This is a genomic window from Brevibacillus ruminantium (assembly GCF_023746555.1).
Classification (GTDB): Bacteria; Bacillota; Bacilli; order Brevibacillales; family Brevibacillaceae; genus Brevibacillus; species Brevibacillus ruminantium.
In genome coordinates, this window is the sequence record NZ_CP098755.1 from 3006753 (window position 1) to 3018721 (window position 11969).

At 50.0% G+C, this 11969-nt stretch carries 8 protein-coding genes; 1 reads left to right on the forward strand and 7 read right to left on the reverse strand.

From position 1 onward, the window contains the following. Positions 1–47 precede the first annotated feature (47 nt). From NDK47_RS14815 to NDK47_RS14835, 5 genes are all read right to left on the reverse strand, one after another. Positions 48–1706 (reverse strand): AMP-binding protein, encoded by a 1659-nt coding sequence (locus NDK47_RS14815; protein ID WP_251870532.1) that lies wholly within the window; start codon positions 1704–1706, stop codon positions 48–50. 159 nt (positions 1707–1865) lie between these two features. Continuing rightward, a complete protein-coding gene (locus NDK47_RS14820) occupies positions 1866–2339 on the reverse strand; it encodes a hypothetical protein (protein ID WP_251870533.1) in 474 nt (157 codons plus the stop codon). An 84-nt stretch (positions 2340–2423) separates the two neighbouring features. Then, positions 2424–3212, reverse strand: a complete 789-nt coding sequence (locus NDK47_RS14825; protein WP_251870534.1) for an SDR family oxidoreductase — start codon at positions 3210–3212, stop codon at positions 2424–2426. Positions 3213–3445: 233 nt separating this feature from the next. Further along, positions 3446–6529: an efflux RND transporter permease subunit gene (locus NDK47_RS14830; protein WP_251870535.1), complete on the reverse strand. Its 3084-nt coding sequence runs from the start codon at positions 6527–6529 to the stop codon at positions 3446–3448. A 2-nt stretch (positions 6530–6531) separates the two neighbouring features. After that, positions 6532–7755 carry an efflux RND transporter periplasmic adaptor subunit gene (locus NDK47_RS14835; RefSeq protein ID WP_251870536.1) on the reverse strand — a complete coding sequence of 408 codons (1224 nt, stop codon included), beginning with the start codon at positions 7753–7755 and terminating at the stop codon, positions 6532–6534. A gap of 284 nt (positions 7756–8039) precedes the next feature. On the opposite strand from NDK47_RS14835, the gene NDK47_RS14840 reads away from it, so the two are divergent. Beyond that, entirely contained in the window at positions 8040–8630 is a 591-nt protein-coding gene (locus tag NDK47_RS14840) for a TetR/AcrR family transcriptional regulator (RefSeq protein ID WP_251870537.1), read from the forward strand. Between the two features lie 111 nt (positions 8631–8741). On the opposite strand, the gene pepF is transcribed toward NDK47_RS14840, so the two are convergent. Beyond that, positions 8742–10553: an oligoendopeptidase F gene (gene pepF / locus NDK47_RS14845; RefSeq protein ID WP_251870538.1), complete on the reverse strand. Its 1812-nt coding sequence runs from the start codon at positions 10551–10553 to the stop codon at positions 8742–8744. Between the two features lie 120 nt (positions 10554–10673). Beyond that, positions 10674–11960 (reverse strand): UDP-glucose dehydrogenase family protein, encoded by a 1287-nt coding sequence (locus NDK47_RS14850; protein WP_251870539.1) that lies wholly within the window; start codon positions 11958–11960, stop codon positions 10674–10676. Between the last annotated feature and the right edge of the window lie 9 nt (positions 11961–11969).

The window sequence follows — 11969 nt, forward strand, 5'->3', positions numbered from 1 at the left end:
GAGTCAAGCAGGAAAGTAAAGAGCTATAGAACAGCCCTCCCCTTTTCTCAAGCCGTGGTAAAATCTTTCCCGGTCTCCAGACCAAAACGCTCGATCGCTTGTTCACGCAGCTTGAACTTCTGGATTTTGCCGGAGGCAGTCATCGGGTACTCAGTCACGAACTGGATAAACCGAGGGACTTTATAGCGGGCGATCTTGCCCTCGCAGTAGGTGAGAATGTCTTGTTCCGTCAGCTCCTCCCCCGGCTTAACCTTGATGCAGGCCAGCACTTGTTCCCCGTACTTTGCATCCGGGACCCCGACCACCTGTACGTCCAGCACCTGTGGATGTGTATAGAGAAACTCTTCGATTTCCCGCGGGTAAATATTTTCTCCACCGCGAATAATCATATCCTTCAGCCTGCCTGTAATGCGGAAAAACCCTTCTTCATCAACCATCGCCAGATCACCGGTATGCAGCCACCCTTCATGATCAATGACTCTTGCGGTCTGTTCCGGCATGTTGTAATACCCTTTCATCACCAGATATCCGCGTGTGCAAAGCTCGCCTTGAACACCTGCGGGAAGGGTATCACCAGTAGCTGGATCGATGATTTTCACCTCTACCCCGTCATGTGCTCGCCCAACCGTCGTCACGCGCCGTTCGATGGAATCGTCGGGTCTGGTTTGTGTAATCACGGGGGAAGACTCCGTTTGTCCATAAGCGATGGTGATTTGCCGGATGCCCATTTTCTCCACGACATTTTTCATCACTTCGATGGGACATGGTGAACCGGCCATGATCCCTGTCCGCAGGGAGGTTAAGTCCCGTCCGGCAAAAGAAGCATGGTTCAGCTCAGCGATGAACATCGTCGGTACCCCGTACAAAGCTGTGCAGCGCTCTGCCTCTACCGCATCCAGTACGATTTCCGGATCAAATGAGATGACCGGAACCATCGTAGCTCCTGTCGCAACACAGGCAAGTGTGCCCATGACACAGCCAAAGCAATGAAAAAAGGGCACTGGAATACAGACCCGATCTGTTTCATTCAGCCGTTGACATTCGGCCACTTTGATCGCGTTGTTTACAATATTGTTGTGCGAGAGCATGACCCCTTTGGGAAACCCGGTCGTCCCTGATGTATACTGCATATTGATGACGTCATCGGGATGAAGTGATTGTTGGCGCCTGATCCTTTCTTCATCAGAGACCTGGGCTCCCCTCTCCAAAAGATCACTCCACAGGAACATGCCTGGCTGTCTCTCTTCCCCGAGGAAAATGACATTTCGCAAATGCGGCAAGCGCTCCGATCGCAGCTGACCAGGCTCACACGCATCCAGCTCCGGACAGATTTCTCTGATCATTTCCAGGTAACTGGCATCACGGTAGGAGTCAATCAACAGCAGTGTCGTGGATTCAGACTGTCGCAGCAAGTACTCCAGCTCATGTACGCGATAGCTGGTGTTCACCGTGACCAAAACACCGCCCATTTTTGCTGTGGAAAATTGACTGATCACCCATTCTGGCACATTGGTAGCCCAGATGGCAATGTTCTCCCCAGGATTGATTCCCAACGACAAAAACCCTCGCGCTGCTTGATTGCAAATCGTCTGAAACTCCGCAAAAGAGTAGCGGATCCCCCGCTCTTTGTAGACGACTGCTTCTCGCTCAGGAAATCGACCCGCCGTTTCATCCAACAAATCGCCAATCGTGATCGAACGCAGCATGCACAACCCTCCATTGATTATTTCTGACTATTCTGTCTCATTTGTTTTTGATTCGCCCTCTTCCCAGCTTATTCCTTCTTTTACATCCGATCACCTGGTGTCTTCGCTATCATTGCAGCACGATCAAAAAAGAAAAGCGTCCCTGGCCGGAACGCCTGATCATTCGACTACGAATTTCTGCACCGCCTCGATCTTGTAAGGCAAATGATTGCTGTAGTTCAGCTCCACACGAAGCTCATGTTCACCTTTGGGCAGTTTTTTCAGCAAAAAGTCCGGCTGGTAGATCATTCCCTTTGGTTCACCGTTCAGGTACAGGTGGGCATGGCCTTCTCCATAGATCGGCTGCATTTCCAACTCACCGTTGTCAGCCACGAATTGAAAATTCTGTGTGAGTAAGGATATCTCCGCCGTGTTGCCTTCCACCTTCACATCCATATTGAGTGAGGGCTTCTCTTTGTCTGCAGGCTTCATCATCGGCAAGGCCGAAGCAGGGACACTGGGGTCATGCTGTCGGTAGGAGTCGGATACATTGAGCGGGTCCTTCACCAGCAGGAAAATACCGGCGACGAGCACGATCAACAGGACGATGCCGCCCAAAATCAGATTTCGCAAACTGACGATTACAACCTTCATATTCTACTCTCCCTTTCGCAAATGCTTGTCACCTATTAGTACATGCATACGCGGAAGGAAAGAGAGATAGAAGCGAAACTTTTATCAGATTGCTTTCACGAATCCTCCGTCCACCAGAAAAGCCTGTCCTGTCACATAACTATTGGCAGGGGATGCGAGGAATGTCGCGATCCTTGCGAATTCTTCGGGCTCACCATATCTGCCGAGAGGAATCGTAGCTTCCGTACTCCGTTTCACTTCTTCTGCAGCGATTTGCAGAGAATTGGCCCGCATCTGGTCCAGAAAAGCAACGCGGTCTGTGGCAATCCGTCCGGGCCCGATCGTGTTGATGAGGATACCGTCTGGACCAAGCTCCGTCGCCAAGCTTTTCGCAAGTCCGACGATGCCCGTGCGAAAGGTATTCGAGAGAATCAGATTTTCCAGCGGCTGTTTAAAAGAAGAGGAAGCGAAATTGACGATTCGTCCGAATTTCTGCTTTCGCATATGAGGTAAAACAGCGCGGATCGAGCGGACAAAACTGAGCAAGCCCAGTTCAAATGCCGCTATCCATTGCTCGTCTGTCAGCTGATCAAAAGTACCCGCAGGAGGACCACCTGCATTATTGACAAGAATATCCACACCGCCAAAACGGGCAACGGTCTCCTCTACCAGCCGCGCGATGTCTTCCGGTTTTGTCACATCGGTTACAAGTGCAAGCGGCTCTTTACCTGTGGTCTGCAAAATTTCTTCATGAACGGCTGCCAGTGCTGCTTCATCCCGGCCGCAGACCGTGACACTAGCGCCCTCCTGGGCCAAGGACACGGCAGTTGCTTTGCCTAAGCCTTTCGTCGATGCGAGGATGATCGCTGTTTTTCCCTGCAAATGTAAATCCATGTATCCATTCTCCTTCCCGCCTAAAAACGGACAAATTGCACATAGTTGCCTCCATTCTACAGAAATATCTGACAGCCGCCTAGTAGGTGAGCACATTTGCATCACGTTTTGATTACGCTTTAGCAAAAAAAAAGAGAGAAGCAATGGTGACCACCTACTTCTCTCCTTCTTTAATGCGAATGAACCAACAATCACTCGTGTACAACTTCCATAATACCTTTACTTGCGTTCACTTATACATCTGATGCCCGGATCTCTGCTTTTTCCAGCCTTTTTTGGAGGCGCTTTGCGGCTTTGGCTTCTTTCTTTGCCAGGCGTTTAGCTTTGGAAGTCTCGAATAAAGAGTACAGGACCGGAACCAGCACCAGCGTTACGATCGTATGGAAAATCAAACCGGCGATAACGGCCGTGGCTAGCGGCGCTTCCAAATCAGAGCCTTCTGCGACTGCAAGCCCCATTGGCAGCATGCCAAGAATAGCTGTCAGCTTGGTCATGATCACAGGACGGACCCTGTCTTTGGTGCCTTGGACGATTGCTTCTCCCAAGTCCATGCCTCTGTTTCTCAGCAAATTGATTCTGTCGATCAAGAGAATGGCGTTAGATACCACGATCCCGACAAGCATGATCATCCCGATCATCGCCATCTCTCCAAATACACGCTGTGTCAGAACGAATCCAAGCACAACCCCTACCAAAGCCATGGGAATCGTCAGCATGATGATAAACGGCTGGGACAGTCTTCCAAACTGTGCGACCATGATCACGTAAATCAGCACCACGACACCGAGGAAGACGAAAAGGCCCTGCATCATCGTTGTACTTTGTTCCTTCAGTTTACCGGCAATCTCCACTTTATAGCCGGCAGGTACAGCGAGCTGCGGCAATTTTTCTCCTACCAAACGTCCTGCGGTGCCAAGGTCCGTGCCGAGTAGCTCTGCCGAAACGGTTACGATTTTTTCTCCCTTCACATGCTTGATCGTGACAGGAGATTTGCTGTATTTCCATTCCACCAGATCCGATAGCGGAACCTGCGATCCTGTTTTGGACTGAATCATGATTTGCTGCAATTGTTCCGGGTGCTTCAGCCAATTTTCAGGCATCTGTGCTACGACATTGACTTCAATCCCGTCCGTGGAAATCGTTGTGACAGGCTGTTCACCGATCATCGTACTGATTTGCTGCAGGAGCGAACGATGATCCACCTGCATCCGGGACAATGCTTCCTGTTTAGGAATCAGGGTGATTTTTTCTTTTCCTTCTTTATAGTCGTTGCGGATATTCGTCAGTCCCGGAATGGTCTCCAGCATTCCTTCTACATCTCCGGCAATCAGACGCATTTTTTCCATATCATCACCGGTGATATCCAGCTGAACAGGGGCATTCCCACCCTGACTGCCAAATGACATGGTGACACTCTCAACGCCCTGGACTGATTGCAGGCGATTATTGATCTCCATCGTCATCTCATCTTTTCCGCGCACTCTTTCCTTTTTGCCTTTCAGCATGAGGAACAACTCAGCTTGCTCCTTGCCTGCAAAAAAGAAGACATCTTTTACTTCTGTTAATTCACGCAGCGAATCCTCTGCTTGCAAGGCTGCCCGCTTGGTGTTCTCCAGGGTAGAGCCCGCAGGCATCTTGATCACCGCATAGACGAGATTCTCGTTTGGATTGATCCCTTGACCCATCTTCATAAAAGGCATCAGGAAGAAGGAACCGACCAGAAGCCCGATGGCAACCATGATCGTTTTGACGCGATGCTTTAGCGCTTTTTTCAACAGACCGGTAAACGCCCGGACAATCGCACCTTCTTTGGCTTCTCCCTCCAACGTTACCTTCTTGTCGTTTTTCAAAAATCGGTCTGAAAAAACGGGCACGAAGAAGAACGCAGCAATTGTCGACGCCGTAATTGCAGCGGTGACGGTAAAGGCGATGGCGCCCAGAACCGGCTTCAGCCAGTCTTCAAAATCTGCAAGGATCAAGGGCAGGAATACCACGATGATGGTCAACTGCGAGGTAAATACTGGCGTCATGACCTCACGAGTTCCCTTGACAATCGCCTGAGTCAATTGCTCCCCTTTTTCCCGGAAATGATAGATACTCTCCAGAACTACGATCGCCGCGTCAACGATCAGACCGACTGACAAGCTAAGGGAAAGCAAGCTGATCATGTCGATATTGTAACCGCCAGCCTTCATGGCAATAAAGGTAATCATCGCTGACAACGGCAGTGTCGTAGCAATTACCAATGTCACCCGCCAATTTCGCAGAAACACCATCAGGATCAAAATAGCCAGGATGGCACCGATGATAACGTCTCTGCTCAGATTGCTGACTGCGTGTTCGATAAAGGAGACGGCCTCAAACATGACCTTCATCTGATACTGACCGTTTGCCTCTGCATTGATCTGATGAGCAACCTCTTCCACTTTTTTCTGGGTTGTAATCAGATCACTGCCACTGGCACGCTTGACGCTGATGTGAACAAATACATCCCCATCCGTCAAAGCAACGGAATCCTTTACGATACCCCGATAATCTTCGATCTGTGCCAGCTGATCCAAGCTGACCGTTCCCTCTGGAGTATCAATCGGGAGTTGACTGATTTCCTGGACGGTGGTGTATGAGTTGTCGATCATCACAACGGTATCAAAACCGATGTTTTCCAGGGTCCCGACCGCTTGCTTCCAATTCGTTACCTGGAGCTGGTCAATTACAGCGGACGGCGTAGTATGGTAAGCTGTCAATCGCTCAGGACGAAGGGTGATGGCAATTTTATTTTCGAAGCTTCGATCCGAGACCGATACTTCCTTTACACCTGGCACCTCTTCAATGCGGTCCTTGATCGCGGTTTTGGCCATACTGAGCATGGCTTTGGGATCTGCTCCCACCAACGCGTAATCGATCATTTCCTCATCGCCGAGGTTCATTTGGGTAACATTTACGGTATCAATGCTTTTAGGAAAATTATTGCGTAACCGGTTAATCGCATTCTGAACATCTTGTTTAACCTGCTCTCCCTTTCCCTCTACCGCAGTGATCGTGAGGTGGACAGAACCGGTACTTGTCGTCGAGGAGTGTTCCTTGATGCCAGACAATGACTTGATTTCCTGCTCTACCTTTTTCGTTATCTTCTCTTCCATCTCTTCTGGAGGAAGCGAGCCGCCCGAGATTTGCACGGAAAGGATTGGCAAATTTGTTTTTGGCACCAGCTCGATGTTGAAACTAAATAACGAGCCAAGGCCGGCGACCACGATCAGAAAGGTGACAAGATAGACGATAAGGCGCCGCTTCAGCAGAAAGAGAATGAGTTTTTCCATAATTATTCCCCTTTCGCCTCCACTTTTTGCCCTTCAACGTAGAAGGTAATCCCGGAGCGCAAAAGTTGATCTCCTTCAGAAAGTCCGCTGATGACCTCGATTTGATCGCCTACCATCTGGCCGGTTTTGACCGGACGCTTCACCGTCAGTCCATCTACCACAGCCATCACATAATGTTCGCCCTGGGAGACACCCACACTTTCCAGCGGTACGAGCAAGCCATTTACCTTACGCGGGAGTTCTACAGTTGCCACCATGCCGCCTCTCCACTGTCCTTCGGTGTTGGCTGTTGTCACTTCGATCCGGTATTTTCCGGTCTGCTTGTCGACGACAGGCGACACAAACGTTATTGTTCCCTCGTATTTCTTACCGTCTTCCCCGACGACCTCCACTTTTGCCCGCTCTTGAAACTGGTTAATCAGATCGTTGCTCACATCCAAAGTGATTTTTACTTCTGCCAGATCGACGATGTGTACGATCTGTTCACCAGGTGATGCAAGCTCGCCTACTTGCTTGGATACATCGACAATCGTACCCGAGAATGGTGCGGTGATCTTCGTATCATTCAGGCTCTTCTTGGCCCGCTCCACTTGTCCGGCTGCCTGCTTGATGGAAGCGTTGGCCATGGCTACATCTTCTGGTTCTGCTCCGCGCGTCAACTCATCCAACGCCAATTTATGGTCCCGCAATTTAATTGCCGCTTGGTCCTTTGCTCTGCGGCGGTCATCCAGCTCGCTTTGGGAAATGGCCCCGCCAGCGAAGAGCTTTTCTCCCGTAAGCAGATCCTCATTTGCTTTGTCCAGATCCTGCTGAGCGCTTTGAACTTGCAATTGCTGTTTCTGAATCGTTTCGGCCGAAGCGCCTTTCAGCGTTTTTGCTTTACGGGCCGTCGCTTCCTCAACTTGGCCCGCGGCCGCCGCGATTTCGCTTTGGTAATGCTGGATATCGAGGCTTGCCAGCAGCTGTCCCTGGGACACTTTATCGCCTTTTCCCACAGAGATGGAGGACACTTTACCGGATGTGCCAAATTGCAAGGAGGCTTCCCGATTGGCCTGAACCAGCCCGGTAGCGGTCAGTAATACCGGAGCTTGATTTTTTTGCACCTTGAAGACTTCCACCACTTTTGCTTTTGTTTCTTCTTGTGCCTGGGGTTGCTCCGGTGCTGGGCCACAACCAGCAGTTGTAAGCACAACCAAAGCTAGTAAAATCGATGCATGTTTTTTCACTAAGATTCCTCCAAATCGTAACAATCATTCCCAAGGGTATTGTGCCAGTTTTACCAACCTTTTCAAAACAGTCAGGGGTTGGAACTTCTTCTCCGTCTCGGGACGGAGGGCATGATCCCCTTATTCCATATCTGTGATTACGGATTAGGAGAACACAAAATTACCGCTTTTGAGAAAAAATTTCTAATTTGTTCCACGGTGCGAAATAAAGCGCTCTCACATTATTTACAAACCGACAGTTTGTATATATACTGTTTGTAAGCAACCACCTGGGAGGCATTCCATTGAAACAAGAAGAACGTCGTCAGCAAACGATCCAGCTCCTGCTGACAACCACCAAGGAACTGATTCGAGAAAAAGGCTGTGACTCTGTCACAATGAAAGATATCATGGATCGCTCCGGGCTCTCCAAAGGGGCTATATTTCATTATGTGAAAAGCAAAGATGAGATTTACGCATGGGTACTTCAGGAGAGCCTGGAGGACATTGATCAGCGATTCCAAAATCGGGTCAAGCAGTCCAAAAAAGAGCTGGAAGGTCCTTTGGGAGAGTTGACCAAAGGGCTGCCTCTCTTGAATAACCCGCGAAATGAGATTAATCAAATACTGGTCTATCTCTTGTCAAAGACAGGCCGTCCCGAAATCGACGAGGTATTAAAACAGTTTTACAATCAATCCGTTTTTTTCTCCCGCCAATGGATCAAGGCTGGTCAAGATCACGGCGTAATCCCTGCCGATGTAGATACACAAAAGATGGGAGAACTGTTCGTATTAATCGCGCTGGGGCTGCGCATGCGCTCTTTTCTCCCTGTCGGGGATGCCTCGTTCCAGGACGTTGATTTTGCGACACTGATGAGAAAAATACTGAGTCCGTGAAAGCGACGTGCATATTGGGAGCACGGCATAAAGGACTAGCACACAAAAAGCCAGGGCGCGTAACCCTGGCTTTTTAACATCATGTGAAAGAGTTTTTACCTTTTGATTTGATTAGACTTCTTCGACCAGCTTTTCCATCTCCGCCAGCATCTCCTCAAACACAGCCAACCCTTCACGAATCGGCTCAGGCGAGGTCATGTCCACTCCCGCTTTTTTGAGCAATTCCAATGGGTAATCGGAGCTTCCGCTCTTCAGGAAGTTCAGATAGCGTTCTACGGCCGGCTGCCCTTCCTCCAAAATCTGTTTGGCCAGCGACGTTGCTGCCGAGAAACCGGTGGCGTACTTGTAGACGTAGAAATTGCGGTAGAAATGAGGAATACGTGCCCATTCCAAATCGATCTCCTGGTCTACCACCATATCAGGTCCGTGGTAATTCAGATTCAGCTCCCGGTAAATCTCGCTCAGACTGTCTGCTGTCAGGGGTTCTCCCTGCTCCGTCTTGGCGTGGATGATCTTCTCAAATTCTGCAAACATGGTTTGACGGAATACCGTGCCGCGGAACTGCTCGAGATAGTAGTTGATCAGGTACATCCGCTGCTTTTTGTCCGTTGTGGTTTTCAGAAGATGATGCATCAGCAGTGATTCGTTCAACGTAGAAGCCACTTCGGCTACAAAGATTTTGTAATCTGCGTAGGTGTAGGGCTGCTCTTTATGAGAGTAGTAGCTGTGCAAGGCGTGCCCCATTTCATGTGCCAGCGTAAACATGTTGTTTACATTGTCCTGATAGTTCATCAGCACATACGGATGTGAGGTATACGCACCCCATGAATAGGCCCCGCTCGTCTTGCCTTCATTTTCATATACGTCTATCCATCCGTTGGAAAATCCTTCGTTTAAGACGCTGCCGTATTCTTCACCCAGCGGTTTCAGCGCTTCCTTGATGGTAGCGACCGCCTCGTCATACGGTACGTTCACCTCTACTTCAGGCACAATAGGAACATACAGGTCATACATATGCAGTTCGTCTACGGCGAGCATTTTCTTCCGCAGCGCGATGTAGCGATGCATCAACGGGAGATGTTCATGGATGGTCGAGATCAGGTTGTCATAGACAGACAAATCCACATTATCCGCGAACAGGGCTGCATAAAGTGCCGACGGATACTTGCGGGTGCTGGCATAAAACACGTCAGATTTGACCGAAGAAGTGAGGGAGGCCGCAATCGTATTGCGATTTTTCCCATATGTAGAATAGAGCGCCTCAAAGGCTTCCTTTCGAACGCGGCGATCCTTGCTTTCCATGAACTGGACATAACGCCCTTTTGTCAGCTCCACTTGTTCTCCCGACTCGTCCTGTATCATCGGGAACTTCAGGTCCGCATTGTTCAGCATGCCAAAAATTTTGGAGGGAGCAGAGGCAATCTCGCTGACGTTAGCGAGTATCGCTTCTTCCTCAGCTGAAAGCGTATGAGGCTTGAAACGGGTGATTTCATCCAAAAGGATTCGATAATGCTGCAAGCCTTTTACCTCTTCGAGCCATTTCGCCAATTTTTCCTCCGGTATTTCCAGAATCTCCGGCTGGATATAGGAGATCGCTCCGTATACCTGCGTGCTGAGGGAAGTGGCACGGTCGGTCAGGGCTTGGTACTTGCTGTTTACGTTGTCTTCGTCGCGGCGCATCCGGGCGTAGACAAAGACCTGATCGAGCGTTTTCAGCAGCTCATCTTGAAGCTGCAGCGCTTCCAGCAGCTGTTCTCCCGAAGCCGTGAGCTGTCCTTTTTTACCCGCTACTTGTTCGACGAGCTGTTTTACCTTTTCAACATCCTTTTCCCAATCACTGTCGCTTGCATACATGTCTTCCAGGCGCCATTTGAATTCAGCAGGCACTTCACTTCGTTTTGGCAAGGTTTTGCTTTTATTCATTGTCACTCACTCCTCGATCACAAGTAGGTGGAAATCCAATCCATAAGAGTATCCTAGCGTATTCTCACTCCTTGTTCAAATTCTTATGCAGAAAAAAGCCGACTCAGCCCTTTTGACGAGTCAGCTTCTTCCTACCCCTGTATAGACAAATCCATGTTGCCGGACAAGATCAGCAGGCCAGACATTTCTGCCATCGAACAACATCGGCCTCGCCATCAGCGCTTTTGCTTTTGACCAATCGATCTGGATGCAGGCTTTCCACTCTGTAACCAATACCGCTGCATCCGCCCCCCTTAGGGTCTCATAGACATCTGTTTCGAAGCGGACCTGAGGATACAGACGGGCGACCGCATCAGCGGCCACCGGGTCAAATGCCGACAGGAATGCTCCTTCCTGAAGGAAATGGCCGATTACCGACAAAGACCTGGCTTCCCGAATATCGTCCGTTTCCGGTTTAAAGGAAAGGCCAAGTATGGCAATCCGCTTTTCACGCAGCCCCTGCAATTTGTCCCGGATCAACTGCACATACCAGGCGGGCTGTGTCCGATTCACTTCACGAACCTGCTGCAAAATATTCAAATCCACGCCCTTTTCCTTTGCTACTTGCAAAAGAGCTGCCGTGTCCTTAGGGAAGCAAGAGCCGCCATACCCCAATCCTGCTCGTAAAAATTCCGGCCCGATGCGACTGTCCAGACCCATACCGCGGGAGATCACGTCGATGTCGGTACCGAGGACAGCGCTCAGGCGGGCAAGCTCGTTCATAAAAGAGATGCGCGTGGCCAGAAACGCATTGGAAGCGTATTTAATCAGTTCAGCATTAGCTCTCGTCGTTTTCACCCAGTGTCCGGACACATTTGCGTACAGCTGATCCATCATCTCAAAAGCTTCGGGTGAATCCGCTCCGACAACGATCCTCGATGGATGGAGTGAATCTGATAATGCACTCCCCTCCCGCAGAAATTCGGGATTGGATACAAGATGCACCTCTGTGCACGCTTTCAGTTGCTCCGCTATACGATCCCCGGTTCCTACCGGCACGGTGCTCTTGATCACGACGGCACGTTTTCCCGGCTTTTGCCCATACAGGTTGCGCACATCCTCTGCCGCTGCATGCAAAAAGCGAAGGTCGGCTGATCCGTCGTCTGCTTCCGGTGTACCTACACAGATAAAGAGAACGGTTGCCTCAGCAGCTCCGTTTACAGTATGGTCAAAACGCAATCTTCCCTGATCGATGACCTGTCCCAAAGCATCCTCAAGACCAGGTTCGTAGATCGGTGATTTTTTTTGCTGCAAACGCGTTACTTTCTCCCGGTCTACATCAATCCCAACCACCTGATGTCCATGCAGGGCAAGAGAGACAGCCGTCGTCAATCCGACATATCCCGTTCCGATTACGGCTACGTTCATCCCTTCACC

What these genes read in the sequence shown, in the direction of transcription:
- NDK47_RS14815 (WP_251870532.1), bottom strand. Translation starts at nt 1,706, where the DNA reads ATGCTGCGTTCGATCACGATTGGCGATTTGTTGGATGAAACGGCGGGT.
- NDK47_RS14820 (WP_251870533.1), bottom strand. Translation starts at nt 2,339, where the DNA reads ATGAAGGTTGTAATCGTCAGTTTGCGAAATCTGATTTTGGGCGGCATC.
- NDK47_RS14825 (WP_251870534.1), bottom strand. Translation starts at nt 3,212, where the DNA reads ATGGATTTACATTTGCAGGGAAAAACAGCGATCATCCTCGCATCGACG.
- NDK47_RS14830 (WP_251870535.1), bottom strand. Translation starts at nt 6,529, where the DNA reads ATGGAAAAACTCATTCTCTTTCTGCTGAAGCGGCGCCTTATCGTCTAT.
- pepF (WP_251870538.1), bottom strand. Translation starts at nt 10,553, where the DNA reads ATGAATAAAAGCAAAACCTTGCCAAAACGAAGTGAAGTGCCTGCTGAA.
- NDK47_RS14850 (WP_251870539.1), bottom strand. Translation starts at nt 11,960, where the DNA reads ATGAACGTAGCCGTAATCGGAACGGGATATGTCGGATTGACGACGGCT.